This is a genomic window from Mycolicibacterium brisbanense (assembly GCF_001570425.1).
Classification (GTDB): domain Bacteria; phylum Actinomycetota; class Actinomycetes; order Mycobacteriales; family Mycobacteriaceae; genus Mycobacterium; species Mycobacterium brisbanense.
Genome location: NZ_BCSX01000021.1, coordinates 283,095 through 301,968, shown reverse-complemented (window position 1 = coordinate 301,968; position 18,874 = coordinate 283,095). Strand labels below are relative to the sequence as shown.

Sequence of the window (18,874 nt, the reverse complement as noted above, 5' to 3'; positions counted from 1 at the left end):
CAACGGTAGCCGGGCCTGAGTGGCACGTCACCGACAACAGGGCGGCGCGGCGCCGGCCGGTGAGCGCATGTTCAATCGCGGACTGGCGACCCTGCGGGGAAGCGCGGCCTGCCGGTTTCCGTTGGACTGCGAAGACGCCGGGACACGAATACGTCTGCCTGCCGAAACGAAAGGCCACAGCCATGGCGACCACTCGCATCGACGACCAGTACGCGACCGGCCTCTCCCGGCGCAACATCGAACAGGCCCTGACAGGCGCGGGGCTCGACCTCGATCGGCTGCAGCCCGCCGATCTGGGGGTGCTCGAGGATTTTCACACCATGGGCCGCATCGCCACCAGCCAACTGATCGAGCTCGCCGGGATCACCAGCCAGACCGCAGTGCTCGACGCCGGCAGCGGGGTAGGCGGCACTGCCCGCTACATCGCCGACCGGTACGGCTGCACGGTGACGGCCGTCGATTTGACCGAGGAGTACTGCGACACCGCCCGCTGGCTCAATCAGCTTGTGGGACTGGATGACCGGATCGCAGTCCGGGCCGCGGACGTCACCGCTCTGCCCTTCGCCGACAGCACGTTTGATGTCGTGGTGAGCCAGCACGTCCAGATGAACGTCGCCGACAAGACCACCCTGTACCGGGAGGCCCGCCGGGTGTTGCACGACGGGGGGATCCTGGCGTTGTGGGACATCACACGTGGGCAGGGAGATGAGCCGGAGTTTCCGTTGCCGTGGGCCGACGAAGCAGGTGTCAGTCACTTGGCCACACCCGACGACTTGCGCGTTACGGTCGAATCGTCGGGGTTCGTCGTCGAACAATGGAACGATCTCACCGATCAGGCGAGCGCGGTGATGCAGGCGCTGCTGTCGCAGCCCGTCGGGCCGCTCGGACTGCACGCCTTCGTCCCCGACTTCGCCCGCAAGGCCCACAACCTCACCGCCGGGCTCAGCGACGGCAGGCTGCGGGCCGTGCAGGGAATCGCGCGGGCGAGCGGCCAGTCACCGTGCAGCTGAGCCGTTTCCGACGGCCAGCAGAGCCCGCCCGTTGACGGGAGCGGTTCGAGGCGTCGGCGTGGTGCGCTTGGCTTTCATGTCGCGTCCGGTCGCGATCGACCATTGATTGATGATGTCGAGCATGTCGCGGCGGAGTTGGTTCGGAGGACCTGAGGTCGGGTTGGCGTAGAGCGCGCTGACTGCGCTGATCGAGTTGTAGACGCCCTCCTCGATGTGCCGGAACAGCGGCGACATCCGGGGGGCAAGCCGGAAGAAGCTCTCCGACTGTGCATGCGGTGCGAGTCCGACGCGTTCACCGATCTTCCGTAGCCGTTCCTCGGGACTGGCGGCGGTGGCTTTGAGGTCGACGACGACGGAATTGTTCGATTCGAGAGTCAGGTCGAACCACGAGAGCATGGTGACGATGACGAATTCTTCCCGCGCCAGGTTGCCGAAGCGGCGACGCGTGGTCAGCATGTCCTGCATGTCCCGGGCATGTGTGGCGATGGCGGCGTCGTCTTTGCTGTTGATACCACTGGTATTTCGGTAGTTCTCCGATGCCGTCCACACCTCGCGAAGGAAGTCCTCGAAGGTTCGGATGAGGCCGGTGTTGGCGGCTTGGGCCCGTACGTAGCTGTACGGGGCTCCGTTGTTAGCTCCGTGGTTGAGGTCGACCCCGAAAAGCCGGTAGTAGGCGTTTCGCCGGGTGGCCTCGAGGTCGGGCCGGACCGAACTGGTGATCGCCCCGATGGACCGCGACGGTAGTTCGCGCATGAACAGTGCCTCGGTGGTTCTCAGCCACTGCTGTGTGGTCGGCGACGGTACTTCGAGCCGCTCGCCGTGGAGGAACTCGGTTACCACCCGGAAGAAGATCGGGAGCAGACGCGTGTTCTCGATGAGGTAGGCGTAGATGAGGTGATCCCAGCGTGCTCCCGTTCCTGAGTCGTCCGGCGGGGCGAAGTTCCACGTAGGAAGGGTGCCGTAGATCGTGCCGTTGACGGCGCTCAACCGTTTGTGAAGCCCGGATTCGAAGCCGGGTGCCTGGCCGTAGAGCAGAGCTGGCGGCAACTGGAAGCCCGGCAGCGATTGACTTCCGTACGCCCATGATTCCTCGAGAAAGCGGAGGATCTCCTCTGGGTGCAGAGCGAAGACATCGTTGGCCGCCTTGGTGGCCTGCTCAATGACATCCGTTGTGCCACTGGCACGTTCCAGATCGGCAAACCAACTGGCCAGTTCGAGCATCATCGGACTGCTCCTTTTGGGGTGGGAATGTGCACATCAGACGTGGTGGTGAAGGATTCGTCAGCGGTGGTGCGAACGGTGACGGGTCCGGTTGTCGCGCCGTCCGGTACCACCGCCTGGTACCACCGGCGCCCGCTGGTCGAGCCGGCGCACTGGACTGTCAAAGGGGTGGGCACCACATTGATCACACCGCCGTCGACGCCGGTGCTGAAAGCGACATCGTCTGCGGCAGCGGCGAACTGGAGCACGAAAACAGCCACCAGGTGCGTCTCGCACTCATAGACGTGCAACGAGACCAGCCGCCCGGGCCCGATGACATCGTCGTCATCGGGGCCTGCGAGTTGTTGCCGCAGTGCCGCATAACTGTTGACGATCTGACGTTCCTCGGCGGTGTACTCGGCGCCGGGCGGGACGAATCGGGTATCGAGGGCACCGATCAATTGATCGAGTAGCGTTTGATTGCCCGCTTTGAGCTGGTTTCCGAATTCTCTGAACACCGTCGCGAGCTTCTCGATGTCAGTGCCGCCCGGGTGGCCGTTGCCGGAAGACGGTTGTCCGCCGCCGGCGCCGCGTGCGGTGTCCGATGATTGTGTTGGCATGGCTCAATCCCTTTCACGCTACTTGTGCCGCGTCGGTGAGGGTCCCCAGCCGGCGCATCCAGGTCTCGAAACTGCGTGCCGTCGCGGCGGCACTCTCCGGTTTGGCCGCCACGTTGTAGGACGCGAGCGCCAACAGTCGCAGCCCCTCGGACTGCAGGTAATGACTTGAGATGGTCAGCGCGGTTCCGGCTGTGCGCTCCAGCTCCGCGAGTGCGGCCGGTGACACCCGGCCTGGGTCGACGACATCGCACAGGGCTTTGCCGGCGAAGGCGCGCATCGGTGTCCGCAGGCCGATTTCGACGATCCGCGGAAGCGCCTCGATGCTGCGTTCGATCAATGGTCGCACCGCGGCGGGTGCGGCCGAAAGCGGGTACGCGACCTGCCATGCCTGTGCGAGCGTGTCCCAGGGGCCCGTGCCATAGAAGCGTTTGCACATCTCGACACCCACCAGCACGCGCAGGTAGGCGATCGGGTGCGGGTCACCGAGCGGCAGCGAGAACACCCGCTGTACGTCGTTGACGACATCGTGTAACGCGGCCACCGCCCCGAATCCGCTGTGCGCGAACGCGAGTAGGTCCGGTCCGAGTTCCGTCGCCCAGCCTGACCACATCTCGGCCACGATCGGATCGGCGATACCCCGCCGCAAAGCGATGGTCAACTCGTCGTTCCATCCGGTCAGGTGTGCGACCTGGTGACCGGCTTCGTGCAGCATCGACGTGGGACGCATCATGTTGAACCGCGTGAGTTTGATCGCTGCGGCCGGCGAGGGTGATCCGCCTTCCCACGCCCGCCAGCCTGCTCGCAGAATCGACGCTCCCAGTCCGTTGTCGAGATAGACCAGTACGGGCGGTGTCTCCAGGCGTAGCGGGCGTAACGCGGTCCGCATGCTCTCTGCCGCCAGAAAATCGAAGGCCCGCAAGAGCTCTCCGAGCGCGGCATTGGTTCGGGAGCGGACCGCGTTGCCGTAGAAACTCAGCACGGTCTCCAGTTGCAGAAAGCGATGGCGAAAGCGCGTCACGCGCGCGTGGCAGCGCCGAAGGTCGTCAACTGTGGCAGCCGCGCGTAGATCGGTTTGGAGAGCGTCGAGTTCGAGCTGGGTGGCGCCGATGAGGCTGGTCAAGTGGCGGCGCAGCGCGACGCCTACGTAGCGTTCCAGGGCCTGCCAAGCGCTGGTTGCTGCGAAGTTCTCCAAGTCGCTGAGCCCGACCATCGCGGTCTGCCAATGTGCGATCTCGCCTCTGAGCTCGAAGACGATCGAGTCCTGCTGGCTGATCATGACTGGAAACCCGCTACCGAACGCACGGTGACTTCGGGCGAACCCAGGATGGCCCGCGCGACCGCCGTCAGCGACACCAGGCCCTTGCCGCGCAGCGCATCGTCGAGCAGCTTCATCGCGCCCGCGTGCCGGATGGCGACGATGATGGTGACCCCTTGGGCCGGCTTGTCGGCCGCGGTGAGGAACTCCTGTCTGCGGCGCGCAAGAAACTCCGAGACAGCGGTACCGACCCACTCGATCACCTTGTCCGCCAGCTTCTCCAGGATCTTCGCCCCGATCGCACTGAGCGCGCCACCGACGAACTGCTCCTCGGATGCCACTTCGTGGACGATCTTGACGTGGCGCGAAGCATTTCCCGAAAGAACGCTCTTGACCCCGGCCACGTAGACGCGCCTGAGCAGAACCAATGCCGGCGTTACCGATTCGCCGCGGCGGATCGAGGCGGCGACCGCCTGCGCATCGCTCTCGTCGAGGTGAATGCACAGGCGCGCAGTGGATGACGGGAAGTCCAGCGTGATGTTGACCTGGCTTGCGTGACCGCGCAGCTGTACCGGATGCGACGCTGGGCCCGAGCCGCCCGGATGTGCGGTGGTGTGTGCCCGCTGGGGTACGAGCACGACGAACCGCTGTCGGACTGCGATGCGGCGGTGCGAATGCAGATAGTGGTTGGGCACGTCGCGACCGAGGCCGGGCTCGCCGAAGAGTGCGGTCGCATTGTGCCGGGTCAGCGGTATGAACAGGCGCCAGCCGCGCGGGTGGGTGGGACCCAAGCCGGGCACGTGGGTCTCGAGCCGTGCGATCGTGGACAGTTTCGTGCCTACCATCGCCTCGAAGAGATACGCCTTGCACGCGACGGGCCCTGTGACGCCGTAACGCGATTTCAGGAAGGTGCCCAGGTGGATTCCGCCGAAGCCGGTCACCGACTTGGCCAACTGATGCGTCACTGTCACGTCCAGCGGCCGGGAATAGAAGCGGTAGCGCTTCCGCCCGTTGCGCGGACGCAGAATCCACGTCCCGCGGTGCCGGAGCCTAGTGGATACCTCTTGGTACTGCTCACGAATCACGTTGGAGGGAAATGATTCCGAAGCCGCTTCGGCGAATGCTTCTTGCACCACCGCTTCCAGCAGGTGCTGGTCCTCGAAAGTCTCGGATTCGAGTTCGGTGAGCCGTTGCACCGTGCCTTCCACCGCCGACGCGACAGCCTCAGCGGCCAACTGGGTTTGGTTACCCGGCACTTCGAGCCCGATCATGCTCATGCCGGTCGACACGATCGCCTGTGACAGTTGTGTGGCGATGGTCGGGCCGATGTAGGGGCGTACCAGCGCGGCAAGGTATTTGGCGAGGAATCCGACGACCCGGTCGCGTCCGATCACGGAGATACCGATGCGCAGCGCTGCGATGATGGCCGGAATGAAGTTCTCCATGGCCGCGTTGATCGAAGCCTCGTTGGTCGCCTGAGAGATCTCGGTGATGAATCGCTCACGGGCGGCGTCGAGCTCGGCCAGCCGGTGGTCGGTCTCCGATTCTGAGGCGACTGACTCGCCGGACGTCCAGGCTTCTGAGTTCTCGCTGGACTCGGCGAACAGTTCGCCGACCAGCTTGGCGTCGATCTCGTGTTGGATGGAGTCGACGTCGGTGTGTGCGAGTGCTTGGAGTTCGGTGCTGACGGCTTCCTGTTCTCCGGAGCCACCGAAGTAGTTCTCGAATTCACCCTCGGTTTCACCGACCCCGAACAGTTTGGTGGCGACTTTCCTCGCGGCCGGGCGCAGTGATACGGGTAGCCGGCTCAGTGCGAGATCGAGTACCCGCTTCAACAGAGGCCGGACGATCTTCTTCAGTCCCTTGAGAATGAAGCCGAGCGGAATGACCTTGCCGACTGCCGCGATTCCCTTCTTGGCCAGTCGAATTGCCCCGCCTGCGACCGCCTTCGCCTTTTTCCAGAGCCCGCCGAGGAAGTTCTCGACACCGGGGGTGAGGTGTTCGAAGCTGGGCTGGATCGTCTCGAAGAGCCGATCCAGTTCTTGCTCGGTGATCTGTGAGATGTCGTGCTGGGCATACTGTTCGGCGTAGCGCTCCAGGAACGTCTCGGCTTCGCGTGCCACCGGTGTCATGTAGTTCTCGAGGTACCGTTCGGCCTCGTTCGGGGACGCCTCGCCGATCTGCTCGGACATGCTCGACGATGCCTCGGCCGCCAGCTCGTAGAGCGCCTCTGAGAATTCGCTCTCGTAGAGGCTTGAGACCGCCTCGTCGTATGCCTCCCGATGGACGTCTGAGCTCTCCGAGCCGACTTCGTCGTAGGCTGAGCGGAACGGGCTTTCCAATTCGGTGAAGAACTCGAAACCACCTGCACTGCTTGGTGATTCCATGTTCTCCGAAATTGGGGCGAACGCTTCGCCCTGCTCGGCGAAGTCGAACGTTTCGGTGAACGGGGAGAGGGTAGCGTAGGACTCGCTCTCCATGGATGAGGTAGTCACGGGTGGTCTCCTCCCACGGCGGATCGGATCTGGGTGCCAAGGTAGCCATCGGCTCGACCGGATCGAATGCGTAGTCGACTACTCCAATTTCCAAGACCCGCAAGCGGTCTCGCGTCAGTCGTCGCCAAGGAAAACAGTTTGAGGTGGCCCGGCGGCAGAGCCAGTTACGGCGTAATGCGTTGCTGTTGGCTGCGTTGTCAAATAATCGACGTCGGTCGGTGTGGCTGATGCCCGGTCGACGACGTCCGCGATGTGGTGGTCATGGTCTGTGGGCTGCGGGTGCCGGGTCCCGGACGGGCGAGGTGCGACCGAGAAGGTCCGATACGCTGGCGTGCGTGACGCAAACTGCTTCACGGCGCGAAGTCCTCAAACGTGCGGCGCTGCTTGCGCCGGCACTGGCCGTCCCCGGCGCGCTGGCCGCTACAGTCGGGACGCCTGCAGCGTCGGCCGACGGCTTGCAACTCGTCGATTTCGCCGACCGGCTGGTCCAACCTGAACAGCTCAAGTCCGCCGGCTTCGGCGGAGCCCTGGTTTACGTCTCCGAACTGCGGCCGGGGGCCACCTTCGACTTCAAGCCTGTCACCCGGGACTATGCCGACCGTTTACGCGCAGCGGGCCTGCAGATCGTCAGCTGCTACCAATTCGGCAAGCCCGGCTGGCCGACGCCGTCGGACTTCACCCGCGGCTACGACGGAGGGGTGGCCGACGCCCAGACGGCGGTGGGGCTGCACACCGCCGCCGGCGGCCCGGCCTCGGCGCCCATCTTCTTCAGTGTCGACGAGGACATCGACGCTGCAACATGGAAATCCACAGCGGTGCAATGGTTTCGAGGTATCAACTCGGTTCTCGGTGTTGCCCGCACCGGCATCTACGGTGGGCGCCGCCAATGCGGCTGGGCCATCGCCGACGGCGTCATCGGATCCTCCACCAGCCCTGGCTATCGGTGGGCCTGGCAGACGAAGGCGTGGTCGCGGGGCGAGCGTGAACCGGCCGCCGTGCTCTTCCAGAGGGAAGTCGTCACCGCATCCGACCCGGGTTTCGTCATCGACGGCATACACGTCGACGTGGACGATGTTCTGGCGCCCGACTTCGGCCAGTGGGATCTCGCGAGATAACGGGTCAGCGGAAGCGCACGTCCATCGTCGCCAGGCCGAATATCTTGCGGCCACCGGATTTCGCGGCGACGATGACCACGCCCGTGCGGGTCTGCGGGTCCAGCGACTTGATGCGGCCGCTGAATTCGATGTCGGCCCCTTCTTTGGCCGAGACGATCGCAGGCTGCGAGAGCCGCACGGCGTAGCGGGTCACCGCGCCGGGGTCGCCCGACCAGGCGGAGACAAATCCGGCGCCCAGGCCCATGGTCAGCATCCCGTGGGCGATCACGTCGGGCAGGCCGGCGAGTTTGGCGATCTCCTCGTCCCAGTGGATCGGGTTGGCGTCACCGGCCACCCCGGCGTAGTTCACCAGGTCGCCACGCGAGAGCCGATAGTGGTGCACGCCCAGCTCGTCGCCGACGTTCACGTCGTCGAAGGACGGCGTCCCCGGTGTACGCGCGTCCGGTTTGGCGATGCGCACCTCGACCTCGGGACGCACGGTCTTCTGATAGTCGGTGTCGGACGCGCCGATACCGGAGAAGTCCACGTCGTGCATCATCGCGTTCTGCACGGCCGCCATCGTCCCCGGGTTGATGTCGTCTGCGGTGACACCGACCACAGTGGTGTGCAGGGTGTGGACACGCTCGCCGGCCGTGTCGGTGAAGGTGTTGGTCACAGTGATCAGGTCCCGGCCCGCGACCCGGCGCACCGACGTGAGCTCCACATCGATCTGGAGCTCGTCGCCCGCCACGATGGGGCGATGCTGCTCGAAGACCTCTTCGGTCTGCAGGTAGGTGTCATAACCGACGACCACCGACTCGAACATGCGGCGGTTTGCCGCCATGGCCGGGGTCGAGGTGAACGTCAGCGGTGCGACCAATCCGGAATAGCCCAGCTCAGCGGCAGCGGAGACGTTCCAATGCGCGGGGTGGTAGTCCTGCACGGCACGGGCGTACTCGCGCACCTTTTCGCGGCCGACCCGGTAGGTGTCGTCCGCCTGGTAGTAGTGGCCAACCCTGGATTCGAGTGCCGACGTCTCTGCTGCGGTCATGAATGTGCTCAACTCTTCCATCGGCTTGTTCGCTGAGGCCGACCACAGCACATTAACGTGCCGACCGGGCCCAATACACGCTGATGCTCCCGCCGCTGGGCGCCTGCGGCAAAACCGTCCCCCTCGAACGGGCTCTTGGAATCATGTATCCGGTGACCGATCGCGTGCTTGTCCTCGGATCCGGTTTCGCCGGGTTGTGGGCGGCTCTGGGTGCTGCGCGGCGCCTCGCCGAGCTGGGGGTGTCTCCTGACGCCGTGGAAGTTCTGGTGATCAGCTCGCAACCGTTCCACGACATCCGGGTCCGTAACTATGAAGCCGACATCAGTGCGTGTCGCATCCCGCTGGGCGACGTGCTCGATCCGGCCGGAGTCCGGCATGTCGTGGGTGACGTGACGGGCATCGATGCGCCGGCACGCATCGTTTCCCTGGCCGACGGCACGGCGTACGGCTTCGATCGACTGGTGCTCGCGGTGGGGAGCGAGGTGGTCCGTCCGGACATCCCGGGATTGTCGGAGTTCGGGTTTGACGTCGACACCTACGACGCCGCGCAGCGGCTGCAGGATCATCTCCGAACCCTGTCCGCGCGCGCCGCGGACCCCGCGGCAAGTACGGCGGTGGTCGTCGGCGCAGGTCTGACAGGTATCGAGACGGCCTGCGAACTGCCGGACATGATGAGGGCTGTCTTCGGCGGCGACGCGAGACCGCGCGTGGTGCTGATCGACCACAACCCGTACGTCGGCTCGAACATGGGCACCTCTGCGCGCCCGGTGATCGAGAAAGCATTGGCGGACAACGGGATAGAGTCGATGACGGGCGTCCGGGTGACTTCCGTCGACGGTGCGGGCATAACCCTGTCCTCAGGGGAGACTCTGCCGGCGGCCACCGTCGTGTGGTGCGCGGGCATGCGGGCCAACCCGTTGACCGCGCAACTCGGCGTCGAGCGCGACCGGTTGGGGCGGGTACCTGTCGACGACTACCTGCGGGTGATCGGCGTGCCGGGGGTGTTCGCCGCAGGCGACGTCGCCGCGGCGCGTATGGACGACGAACACCTGTCGGTGATGTCGTGCCAGCACTCGCGCCCGATGGGCAGGTATGCGGGCTACAACGTGATCGGCGACTTGTGTGGCGCGCCGCTCCTGCCCCTGCGAATCCCTTGGTATGTAACGGTTCTCGACCTCGGGCCGGCCGGTGCCGTCTATACCGAAGGCTGGGATCGCCAGGTGGTGGCAGACGGTGAGCAGGCCAAGGCAACCAAGCGCGTCATCAACACCCAGCGCATCTACCCGCCGCTGGATCGGGACCGCGCGGCCCTGCTGGCGGCGGCCGCCCCGACGCTGCAGACGGCACCCGCCCGCGGAGAGTAGGGCAGGAACCGCAGGTCACGCCCTGATCCCTACTATCTGGGAATGGTGTGGCTCAACGAGTGGTGGCAGCACGAGATCGTCCACGGGTACAAAGGACCGCTGCTGCTGAGCTTCGTGGCGTTTGTGGTCACCTTCGTGGCGACTCGCACCATCACCCGGCTGATCCGTGCAGGCAAGGGTCCCTTCCACAACGTCAGCACCGGTGGCGTGCACATGCATCATTCGACGCCGGGGGTGCTGTTGCTGATCCTGGGTGCGTTCATGGGCGTCGGCTCACCGCCGCTGTCGGTGTGGACCTATGTGGCGGGTGTGCTGATCGGTGTCGGGGCGTCCCTCGTGCTCGACGAATTCGCGATGATTTTCCGGTTGCAGGACGTGTACTGGTCGCAGGAAGGCCAGCTGTCGGTCAACATCGTCACCCTGGCGGCGGCATGCATCGGTCTGGCAGCGGTCGGAGTGTCGCCCGTCAAGGTGCATGACGTTCCCGGGGCGGTGACCGCGGTGCGGATCGCGGCGGTCGTGCTGCTCGTGTTCCATTTCCTGGTGGTCGCCGTCACCGCCTTGAAGGGCAAGTACCCGACCGCTTTGGTCGGCTTGTTCGTCTCACCGGTTGCCTGGGTGGCCGCCGTGCGACTGGCCCGACCGACGTCACCGTGGGCGCGCTGGCGCTACGACTCCAAGAAGCTGGCACATGCCCAACGCCGCGCTGCCACCTTCGACCGGCGGTGGGCGCCGGTACGGCGGCACTGGGACGACTTCGTCGGGGGCACCCCGACGTCGGATGCGCCGCAACCCGCGTCGACGCCGACCGGCGGTGATGGGGTCTGATTCGGTGCCCGCGTCCTCGCCGCTCGTTGTGCTGAGCTAAGTCAACCCCGCTTGTTTGCGGACGTAGTCAGCGAGCAGTTCGTGGGCGTGGGTGGTGAAGTGTTCACTGGCCGCGAAGACGTAGGTACGGTCGGCGGTCGGTTCCTTCCATTGGCCCACGCCGCACGAGTCTTGCCCCGGCTGTGCGCAGGCGTCCTCGTTCGCCCCATGGGCAAAGCCGTACTTCGGGAGGTTGTTCAGCACATCGGTGACAAAGGCGTCCGTGTCCAAGATGTGGACGCGTGGATCCTTGGGCAGGCCGGCGACGAGCGTCTCGTTGTACGCCGAAGTCAGGTCGCTCACGTAGCGACGTGCTGCCTGCGACTCGAACCACGGCAGGACGCCGAGGTCGAACAGTTTGAACACCATGAGGTGCTGCGCACCGTGGGTCAGCATGTCCGCGGCCGTGTGCACTTCCGCGGTTGCGGCCTGCTGGATGCGGCTGCGCTCGGTGGCCATCACATCCGCGGTGGGGGACCGGTTGTCGCGAAGGTCGGCCGCCAACTTCGCGTCGAAGCGGGGGTCGTAGTTGAGGGCGACGTCGTTGGTGCCGACGTAGAGAGTGACGAGCTGATCGGGCTTGAACTCACCGTGCTCGGTGAGGAAGTGCTGCAACTGCACCTGTGTCGAAACGGGGGTGCCTTCGGGATTCTGCGACACCACCGAGTACGGGAGCGCCGCGCGGGCCCCACCCTCGGCGTAATTGAGGCCGCCCGGCCCTGCCGCACCGGGCTTGCCCACGTATACGTCGTCGTAACTGCCGACATGTTCGTTGGGTTCGGTGGACTGCCCGAGCGCGGTGGCGAGGTGCTGCGCCCAGGTCTGCCCCGGGTTGGTGGTGAAGCGGAATCCGTACGTGCCCGCGTCGGTCAGGCTGTCGCCGAAGAAGACGGCACCGGTGATCGGCGGTGGCGACTGTTCGGCGGGTGGCTGCGCGGTGGAATGACAACCCGCGAGCACGGCGGCCGCCGTACCAAACACCAACGTGCGCAACACATGTTTCAACGCATCTTCTCCATGGCAGAACCATCGACCTGTCGAGGTCTCACTGTAGAGGCGACCGCACCTGTCAACCCCGTCCCGCTGTGGGCAGCCCCAGAGGTTTTTTCTGCACATATTGTGGGTGTGATCGACGTCTGTCACCACGTAGGCTCGTGTGCGGTGAGCTGAGCGGCAGCACGACGGGTGCACACGCTCTCGGACGATGGAAGGCCCTGCAAGTGCGTGATGTGTTTGTCGTGCTCTTGCTCGCGCTCTCGGCGGCCGGACTCCAGGTGATCATCGTGGTGTTGAACCGGATCCAGCGCCGGGCACGCCAGCGCCGGTAGCTGCCCATCCCATTCCGCGGCGTGGCCGAACCGTGATGAACTCTTGACCGAATCATCAACGCGCGCCGTAGCGTTCGGCCGCAGGGCGACCCATACCATGACGGGGTTCACACCCAGGCGGTCATCATCAAGGGGTCAGGCTGATGCGGGCGGTACTTCATTGTGTTCTCGCGTTGGTCGTCATAGCTCTGATGGTTTCCGGTGGTAGCACAGGCGTCGACACCGCGGCGGTTCGCCTGCCGCTCAGTTCTGACATCGAGTCGATCCTGCCGACCGGGACCGCGGCCGTGGGTGTGGCGCACCCGGTGATGCTGACGTTCAAGCGTCCCGTCGCCAACCGGGATGCGGCCGAACGGGCCATCGGGCTCACATCGTCACCAGCCCGGACGGGCAAGTACGAATGGCTCGACGACAAGGTCGTGCAGTGGGTGCCCGACCAGTACTGGCCCGCGCACAGCACCATCAGCCTGTCCGTCGGCGGTATGCCCCTGGAATTCAAGACCGGCCCGAAAGTCGTTGGGGTGGCCAGTATCTCGGATCACACCTTCACGGTGACCATTGACGGGGAGACACCGCTCGACATGCCGTCCCCGCACCATCTGCCACACCTGGGCGAACCGGGGGTCCTGCTCGCCTCGATGGGCCGGCCGGAGTACGCGACCCCCGTGGGCAACTACACGGTTCTCGGGAAAGAGCGCTCTGTGACAATGGATTCCAGCAGCGTGGGCATTCCCGTGGAATCTCCTGACGGTTATCTCACCGACGTGGAGTACGCCGTGCGGTTCACCCGCCGGGGCCTGTTCGTGCATTCTGCCCCGTGGGCCGTGGAGTCGATGGGGTTCGAGAACACCAGCCACGGCTGCATCAGCCTGGCCCCGGCAGCCGCCGAGTGGTACTTCAACACGGTCAACGTCGGCGACCCGGTGATCGTGCAGGAATAGGCTCTGCGACAGCAGTTCTCGGCGATTCACCAGATACGACAACGGGCGGCGATCGTGTGATCGCCGCCCGTTGTCGGGTACGCCACGTGCCGCGGGCCAGGATCAGCCCTGGGGACCTGGCTGAACCGGAACACCCGGTGCCGGGCCGGGGGCATCGGCAGGACGGCTCGTAGGCGCTTCCTTGCCGGCCCCCACACCGACCATGTCCGCCAGCGGAGCACCTGCGGGTGCGGCCGCCGCGGCGATGGGTGCGCCTGCGGCTGCGGGAACGACAGGGACCGGTGGTGCCAGCGGTACCGGTGGCGCGCCCAGCGGGGGCACCACGGGCACCGGTGGGATCCCTGCCGCGGGTACGACCGGGACTGGTGCGATGGCTGCAGGAACCACCGGCACGGCCGCTCCTGCCGCTTCGACGGCCGGCGCGGCACACGGTGCGCCGGCGGCGACCGGCGCGGCACCTGGTGCCGCCGTTCCGGCGGCCGCGTCCAGGCACTTGTATCCGCCCGCCTTCAGCGGAGCGGCCCCGGCATTCGGGCACACCGCCGCGGCGGCCACGCAAACTCCGGCGCTGGCAACAACTTTGACTGCTACTCGAGCAAAGCTGATCATCCCCGACGACTCCCTTGATCGTGCCCCGAAATTACTGTCACGAAAATTTGTGCAGCTGAAATGTAGAACCGCACGCGCACGGCGTCCATACATCCGTGTAATTAGTTGCGGGGTCGACACGCGGCCGAGCTGCGGCCGTGACCACACCGATGCAGAACTGTCACGTCCGCTCGGCCCCACGGTATGGTAGGGCGCGCCAATGCTCAACGCGGGCAACGGTTTAGTCACCGCGATCCGGTCCAGCCGGCGGCCGGCCATCCTGGTTCAGAACTGGGCTGGATCGGGTCGCACGATCGACCGTGGGGGCAGCGCCAGTCCCCGGACATGCGTCGCGATCTCGTGCAGCGGCGCCAGCCACACATCGGAACAGGAAGCCACGTACTCGACGAGTTCCTCCAACGCCGCCGCGCGCGATGGCCGTCCCGACAGGAACGGGTGATTGGTCAACACGAAGCACCCGCCGGCCGAACGCAGCCCTTCGAACTCCAGTCGCCAGATCTCTGCTGCCTTGCGGGGGCTTTCGATCAATCCGGACCCCGAGATGTCCGGGATGTAGCAGTACTGCTCCCAGTCGTCGAGGGCCCACTGGATCGGGATCTCGACGAGCTGCCCGCCACCGGCCACGGCCAACTCATACGGGTGGTCGGCATCCATCAAACTCGTGTCGTAAAGAAACCCACGCTCGGCCAAGAGATTCGGGGTGTGCCAGTTGAGTTCCCACATGGGTGCCCGGAACCCGGCCGGCGCTGTGCCGGTCACCGCGGAGAGCGCCTCGATGCCGCGGTCGATCACGACGCCTTCCTGCTCGGGCGTCATGCCTGTCAGCACCTCGTGCAGGTAACCGTGGTGCGCGATCTCGTGCCCTGCGTCGGCGATGGCGCGCACGACGTCGGGGTAGCGCACTGCCGTGTATCCGGGCACGAAGAACGTCGACCGCACATCGTGGCGCGCGAGGAGGGCCAAGATGCGGGGGACACCCACGAGCGGCCCATAGGCCTGATGGGACATCACCGACATTCGACCGGCCAACGCGGTATCCACCCCGAGGAGAGCCGATTCGGCGTCCACATCGAAGGTGAAGCTTGCGGCGGCGCGGCGGCCGTCCGGCCACGACACCGGCTCCGCGGGGTGTGTCGTCATGCCTTCCTCGCCAGCAACGAGACGAACTCGTAGCCGAGGTTCGCCGCCGCGACGCCGGTGATCTCGGCGTGGTCGTAGGCGGGTGCCACTTCGACGATGTCGGCGGCCACGAGGTTGAGGCCGTCGAATCCTCTTACGATCTCCAGCAATTCGCGACTCGTCATACCCCCCGCCTCAGGTGTCCCGGTGCCCGGCGCGTGTGCGGGATCGAGGACGTCGATGTCGACCGATACGTACAACGGCAGATCGCCGATGCTGCGCCGCAGCTCGTCGACGATGTCGTCGATCGACCGGCGGTGAAGATCGCGACAGTGCACCACGTGGAACCCCATGTCGGCATCTTCGGTCAGATCGTTCCGTGAGTACAGCGACCCGCGGATCCCGACGTGCGCGCTGTGCCCCGAGACGAACAACCCTTCTTCGGCAGCGCGACGGAACGGCGTGCCGTGGGTCAGCGGGGTGTTGAAGTAGGTGTCCCACGTGTCGAGGTGGGCGTCGAAGTGCACGAGTGCCACTTGACCGTGAATCCTGTTGACGGCCTTCAGGAGTGGGTAGGCGATGGTGTGGTCACCGCCGAGTGAGACCAGGGTTGCTCCGTCGCGGATGAGCTCGACGGCACCCTGCTCGATCTGCGCGACGGCGGCCTCGATGTCGAACGGGTTGAACGTGAGGTCACCGGCGTCGACCACCTGGCGATGGGCGAACGGTTCGACGTCCAGTGCCGGGTTGTACGGGCGCAGCAGCCGCGACGATTGACGGATGTGCGCAGGCCCGAAGCGGGCACCGGGCCGGTAGGTCACCCCGGTGTCGAACGGGATACCGACGACCGCGATGTCGTGCCGCTGTACGTCCTCGATGCGCGGGAGCCGGGCGAACGTGGTGTGTCCGGCGTAGCGCGGGACCTGCAGTCCGTCGACTGGGCCGGTCGTCCCGGCGGCGGCGCCGGGCTGTCCGTTGGTCAAACTCTGCATCGAGTGGTCCCTCCGTTGATCTGGATTGTCTGCCCGATGATCGATCCCAGCTGCGGCCGCACCAACAGCGCGACGGCCGAAGCGATCTCCTCGGGATGGCCGATCCGGCCGAGCGGTATGCCGTCGGCATACCGCTGGTGCATCTCGGTGAGGCTGATACCCGCGTCGGCGGCGTCGACCTCGAGTTGCGGGGTGTCGATGACGCCGGGCGCCACGGCGTTGACGACGATGTTCTCGCGGGCCAGTTCGCGACCCAAGGTCTTGGTGAGGGCGATCAGGCCCGCCTTCGATGCGGCGTACGCGGTGGCGTTGGGCCAGCCCGTGACACCCCATTCGGACGTCACGATCACGATGCGCCCGTGGCCGATTCGGCGCATGCCGGGCAGGACGGCCGCAATGGTGTGGAACGTTCCACCGAGGTTGGTGTCGACCACCTTCCACCAGTCGTCCTCATCGTGGTCGGTCAGCGGTGCCATCGACATGTAGGCCGCGTTGCACACCAGGACGTCGATGCCGTCGTGCCGCCGGTCGATCTCGGCGATGGCTTCCGAGACCGCGGCACGGTCGTAGATGTCGGCGGGCACGGCGAACCCGCGGACGGTTTCGACGACCTCCTTCATCTGGGGCGTCTCGCTGCGGCCGTTGACGCCGACGTAGTAGCCATCACCGGCCAGGTGCTCGGCGATGGCCCGCCCGATGCCTTGCGTGGCTCCCGTGACGACCGCGACGGGGATGCGGCGTGAACTCATCAGATCACCGCTCCGCTGTTGGGCGACACGACTTCGCCGGTGCAGAAGGAAGATTCGTCGATCAGAAACTGCACCACCTGTGCCACTTCATCGGGCCGGCACAAGCGTCCCGCCGGAAGCGTCGCGAGGTAGTCGGGAGCCCGCCATGGGGAATCCGCCGCGAGCAGCGGGGTGTCCGTCGGGCCGGGTGCGACCGCGTTGACGCGGATGCCGTCCGCCGCCACTTCGGTTGCCAGGCTCCGGACGAATCCGATGATGGCGCCCTTCGCGGCCGCGTAGTGGGCGTCGCCGTCACCACCGCCGATCGCCAGTTCCGATGTGATCGCGACGATGGCGCCGCTGTGCCGTTCACGCATCTCCGGCAGGACCGCGCAGGTGGTGTTGCGCAGGCCTCCGAGGTGTACTCGCAGCATGCGCGTCCACGCCTGCGCGGTGATATTCGAAATCGGCACCATCTCGTAGTAACCGGCGGCGGTGACCAGCGCGTCGATCGGGCCGAGCTCCTCGTGGACGACACCGATGGCTTCGCGGACCTGATCCGCATCGGAAATGTCCGCCGTCACCGACAGTTCGGGGACGTCGCCGGGCCGCAGGTCCAGCCCTGCGACCAGCCATCCGTGGTCTGCCAGTTCGGTACTGATGGCCGCGCCGATACCCGACGCCGCGCCCGTCACCACCGCGACGCGCGGCCTCACAGCCCCGCCTGCTCTTCGAGCCGCAAGCGGTCGGCAACCGGCTCGGCGATGCGTCCGCGAAGGCTCACGTAGATCACCGCGCCGATCGCGCCGAGCACCACCGTGGTGATGACCATGCTCCAGTTGATGTACCACGGCTGGCCCGGCTGCACCCGGGGCCACACGACGTTGATCGTCTGGGCCACGATCCACACGGCGGCGAAGTAGGTGACCGGGGCGCCCCAGCGGCCCAGGGTGAACACCCCTGGCGTCCAGCGGCCCGTCAGCCGGGCCCATGCGGCACCCAGCACCGGGATACCGAAGGCGATGTAGAAGCCGATGACCGTGAAGTTGACCAGGATGTTGTAGAAGTTGGAGCCGGCCAGCAGCACGAGCGCGATCGCGACGGCAGCGGTGAGACCGATGGCGTTGATCGGCATGCGCTCCGGCCCGGCCAGCTTGCTGAACAGTTTGGACGCCGGCAACCCGCGGTCGCGCGCGGCACCCCAGATGCACCGGGACACCGCAGCCTGTACCGCGAGGAAGCTGGAGATGAAGCCGATGACGAACATGATGAGCAGCGGTTTGGCGATCCCGGATCCCAGATGTGCGGTCAGGGTGCCTGCGACCGGGTCCCCGGTCTGCTCGGTGAGCACCTTGTCGAGATCGGGAATGGCCAAAATCAGTGCGGCACTGGAGAACATGACGATCAGGCCGACACCGAACAGGCTGCCGACGATGGCCTTGGGCACGTTGCGGGCGGGGTCTTCGACCTCTTCGGCGATCGAGCCCGCCGACTCGAACCCGACGAATGCCCAGCCCGCGTAGGCGATGGCCAGCAGCATCGGGCCAGACATCCAGCCGCCTGAGTCGGGCAACCCGTGCAGCAGTGCGGAGAACGGGTTCTCGCGATAGAAGATCAGCAGCACGATGCCCAGCCCGACCGATCCGAGGATTTCGCACGTGATGCTCGCGATCACCATCACCTTGAGCACCCGCCGGCCGATCATGTTGGTCGCGGTGCCGATCGCGATGATCGCGATGGCCACGAGCGTCGTGGTCCACCGGCTGCGTTCCTCGACGCCGAGCACTTCGAGGAGGAATCCGGCGGCGGCGTACGCCAGCGTCGAGAGCGCGATGGTCAGGCCCCACATGTAGGCCCATGCGGCGGTCCATCCCGCGGTCGTGCCACGCACGTGGCGTGCCCACTGATACACGCTGCCGGCGTAGGGCCACCGGGAGGACAGCTCGCCGAACACGGCCGCCACGGCCAACTGGCCGATGAGCACGATCGGGAAGGCCCAGAAGAACCGGGGTCCGGCGGTGAAAAGGCCCAACGTGAAGATCGCGTAGAGCGCGACGATCGGTGATACGTCGGCGAAGGCCAGGGAGAACGCCGAGCGGAGGGTGAATCCGCGGTTGAGTTTCTCGACCTCGTGGTTGGCGGGGCCGGCCGGGGTGTTGTGACTTCGGGTGTCCGGACGCATGGGGGCGCTCCTCACAGAA

General features: G+C 66.0%; 17 protein-coding genes. 5 read left to right on the top strand and 12 right to left on the bottom strand.

Features of this window, described 5'->3' with window-relative positions; all coding sequences use genetic code 11:
• Positions 1 to 182 precede the first annotated feature (182 nt).
• Entirely contained in the window at positions 183 to 1,010 is an 828-nt protein-coding gene (locus tag RMCB_RS11235) for a class I SAM-dependent methyltransferase (protein ID WP_062828829.1), read from the top strand.
• On the opposite strand, the gene RMCB_RS11230 is transcribed toward RMCB_RS11235, so the two are convergent.
• From RMCB_RS11230 to RMCB_RS11215, 4 genes are read right to left on the bottom strand one after another with little or no spacing between them, the layout of a single operon-like run.
• Entirely contained in the window at positions 996 to 2,234 is a 1,239-nt protein-coding gene (locus tag RMCB_RS11230; RefSeq protein WP_029370264.1) for a hypothetical protein, read from the bottom strand. The two genes, RMCB_RS11235 and RMCB_RS11230, sit on opposite strands and share 15 nt — an antisense overlap.
• Positions 2,231 to 2,830, bottom strand: a complete 600-nt coding sequence (locus RMCB_RS11225) for a hypothetical protein (protein ID WP_062828828.1) — start codon at positions 2,828 to 2,830, stop codon at positions 2,231 to 2,233. The genes RMCB_RS11230 and RMCB_RS11225 overlap by 4 nt, the downstream gene beginning before the upstream one ends.
• A gap of 13 nt (positions 2,831 to 2,843) precedes the next feature.
• On the bottom strand, positions 2,844 to 4,106 hold the full coding sequence (locus tag RMCB_RS11220) for a hypothetical protein (RefSeq protein WP_062828827.1): 1,263 nt from the start codon (positions 4,104 to 4,106) through the stop codon (positions 2,844 to 2,846).
• Complete coding sequence (locus RMCB_RS11215) at positions 4,103 to 6,580, bottom strand: hypothetical protein (RefSeq protein WP_131805509.1); 2,478 nt, start codon at positions 6,578 to 6,580, stop codon at positions 4,103 to 4,105. The genes RMCB_RS11220 and RMCB_RS11215 overlap by 4 nt, the downstream gene beginning before the upstream one ends.
• A gap of 380 nt (positions 6,581 to 6,960) precedes the next feature.
• On the opposite strand from RMCB_RS11215, the gene RMCB_RS11210 reads away from it, so the two are divergent.
• The gene (locus RMCB_RS11210; RefSeq protein WP_276064528.1) at positions 6,961 to 7,695 is read left to right on the top strand and encodes a DUF1906 domain-containing protein; all 735 of its coding nucleotides are present in this window, start codon (positions 6,961 to 6,963) and stop codon (positions 7,693 to 7,695) included.
• 4 nt (positions 7,696 to 7,699) lie between these two features.
• Here RMCB_RS11210 and RMCB_RS11205 read toward each other — a convergent pair whose 3' ends face one another.
• Entirely contained in the window at positions 7,700 to 8,725 is a 1,026-nt protein-coding gene (locus tag RMCB_RS11205) for a fused (3R)-hydroxyacyl-ACP dehydratase subunits HadA/HadB (RefSeq protein WP_062828931.1), read from the bottom strand.
• 143 nt (positions 8,726 to 8,868) lie between these two features.
• On the opposite strand from RMCB_RS11205, the gene RMCB_RS11200 reads away from it, so the two are divergent.
• A complete protein-coding gene (locus tag RMCB_RS11200; protein WP_062828824.1) occupies positions 8,869 to 10,089 on the top strand; it encodes an NAD(P)/FAD-dependent oxidoreductase in 1,221 nt (406 codons plus the stop codon).
• A 42-nt stretch (positions 10,090 to 10,131) separates the two neighbouring features.
• Positions 10,132 to 10,917 carry a hypothetical protein gene (locus RMCB_RS11195; RefSeq protein WP_062828823.1) on the top strand — a complete coding sequence of 262 codons (786 nt, stop codon included), beginning with the start codon at positions 10,132 to 10,134 and terminating at the stop codon, positions 10,915 to 10,917.
• Between the two features lie 36 nt (positions 10,918 to 10,953).
• Here the strand turns inward: RMCB_RS11195 and RMCB_RS11190 are convergent, their stop codons facing one another.
• The gene (locus RMCB_RS11190) at positions 10,954 to 11,952 is read right to left on the bottom strand and encodes an SGNH/GDSL hydrolase family protein (RefSeq protein ID WP_062828822.1); all 999 of its coding nucleotides are present in this window, start codon (positions 11,950 to 11,952) and stop codon (positions 10,954 to 10,956) included.
• Between the two features lie 475 nt (positions 11,953 to 12,427).
• On the opposite strand from RMCB_RS11190, the gene RMCB_RS11185 reads away from it, so the two are divergent.
• Positions 12,428 to 13,225, top strand: coding sequence for a L,D-transpeptidase (locus RMCB_RS11185; RefSeq protein WP_062828821.1), 798 nt, complete (start codon positions 12,428 to 12,430; stop codon positions 13,223 to 13,225).
• A 102-nt stretch (positions 13,226 to 13,327) separates the two neighbouring features.
• Here RMCB_RS11185 and RMCB_RS11180 read toward each other — a convergent pair whose 3' ends face one another.
• The 6 genes from RMCB_RS11180 to RMCB_RS11155 all read right to left on the bottom strand — a co-directional run bounded on the left by RMCB_RS11180 (position 13,328) and on the right by RMCB_RS11155 (position 18,855).
• Positions 13,328 to 13,780 carry a hypothetical protein gene (locus RMCB_RS11180; protein WP_407662119.1) on the bottom strand — a complete coding sequence of 151 codons (453 nt, stop codon included), beginning with the start codon at positions 13,778 to 13,780 and terminating at the stop codon, positions 13,328 to 13,330.
• 318 nt (positions 13,781 to 14,098) lie between these two features.
• Entirely contained in the window at positions 14,099 to 14,974 is an 876-nt protein-coding gene (locus tag RMCB_RS11175) for a polysaccharide deacetylase family protein (RefSeq protein WP_062828819.1), read from the bottom strand.
• A complete protein-coding gene (gene speB / locus RMCB_RS11170; RefSeq protein WP_062828818.1) occupies positions 14,971 to 15,945 on the bottom strand; it encodes an agmatinase in 975 nt (324 codons plus the stop codon). Before speB ends, RMCB_RS11175 begins: the two co-directional genes overlap by 4 nt.
• Positions 15,933 to 16,694 carry an SDR family NAD(P)-dependent oxidoreductase gene (locus RMCB_RS11165; protein ID WP_029370277.1) on the bottom strand — a complete coding sequence of 254 codons (762 nt, stop codon included), beginning with the start codon at positions 16,692 to 16,694 and terminating at the stop codon, positions 15,933 to 15,935. Before RMCB_RS11165 ends, speB begins: the two co-directional genes overlap by 13 nt.
• The gene (locus RMCB_RS11160; protein WP_062828817.1) at positions 16,694 to 17,389 is read right to left on the bottom strand and encodes an SDR family NAD(P)-dependent oxidoreductase; all 696 of its coding nucleotides are present in this window, start codon (positions 17,387 to 17,389) and stop codon (positions 16,694 to 16,696) included. Before RMCB_RS11160 ends, RMCB_RS11165 begins: the two co-directional genes overlap by 1 nt.
• Positions 17,386 to 18,855, bottom strand: a complete 1,470-nt coding sequence (locus tag RMCB_RS11155) for an APC family permease (protein ID WP_062828816.1) — start codon at positions 18,853 to 18,855, stop codon at positions 17,386 to 17,388. Before RMCB_RS11155 ends, RMCB_RS11160 begins: the two co-directional genes overlap by 4 nt.
• Positions 18,856 to 18,874 lie beyond the last annotated feature (19 nt).

Bases quoted from the DNA above. Each gene is read 5' to 3' on its own strand.
- RMCB_RS11235 (WP_062828829.1), top strand. From the start codon at position 183: ATGGCGACCACTCGCATCGACGACCAGTACGCGACCGGCCTCTCCCGG.
- RMCB_RS11230 (WP_029370264.1), bottom strand. From the start codon at position 2,234: ATGATGCTCGAACTGGCCAGTTGGTTTGCCGATCTGGAACGTGCCAGT.
- RMCB_RS11225 (WP_062828828.1), bottom strand. From the start codon at position 2,830: ATGCCAACACAATCATCGGACACCGCACGCGGCGCCGGCGGCGGACAA.
- RMCB_RS11220 (WP_062828827.1), bottom strand. From the start codon at position 4,106: ATGATCAGCCAGCAGGACTCGATCGTCTTCGAGCTCAGAGGCGAGATC.
- RMCB_RS11205 (WP_062828931.1), bottom strand. From the start codon at position 8,725: ATGACCGCAGCAGAGACGTCGGCACTCGAATCCAGGGTTGGCCACTAC.
- RMCB_RS11200 (WP_062828824.1), top strand. From the start codon at position 8,869: ATGTATCCGGTGACCGATCGCGTGCTTGTCCTCGGATCCGGTTTCGCC.
- RMCB_RS11195 (WP_062828823.1), top strand. From the start codon at position 10,132: ATGGTGTGGCTCAACGAGTGGTGGCAGCACGAGATCGTCCACGGGTAC.
- RMCB_RS11185 (WP_062828821.1), top strand. From the start codon at position 12,428: ATGCGGGCGGTACTTCATTGTGTTCTCGCGTTGGTCGTCATAGCTCTG.
- RMCB_RS11175 (WP_062828819.1), bottom strand. From the start codon at position 14,974: ATGACGACACACCCCGCGGAGCCGGTGTCGTGGCCGGACGGCCGCCGC.
- speB (WP_062828818.1), bottom strand. From the start codon at position 15,945: ATGCAGAGTTTGACCAACGGACAGCCCGGCGCCGCCGCCGGGACGACC.
- RMCB_RS11165 (WP_029370277.1), bottom strand. From the start codon at position 16,694: ATGAGTTCACGCCGCATCCCCGTCGCGGTCGTCACGGGAGCCACGCAA.
- RMCB_RS11155 (WP_062828816.1), bottom strand. From the start codon at position 18,855: ATGCGTCCGGACACCCGAAGTCACAACACCCCGGCCGGCCCCGCCAAC.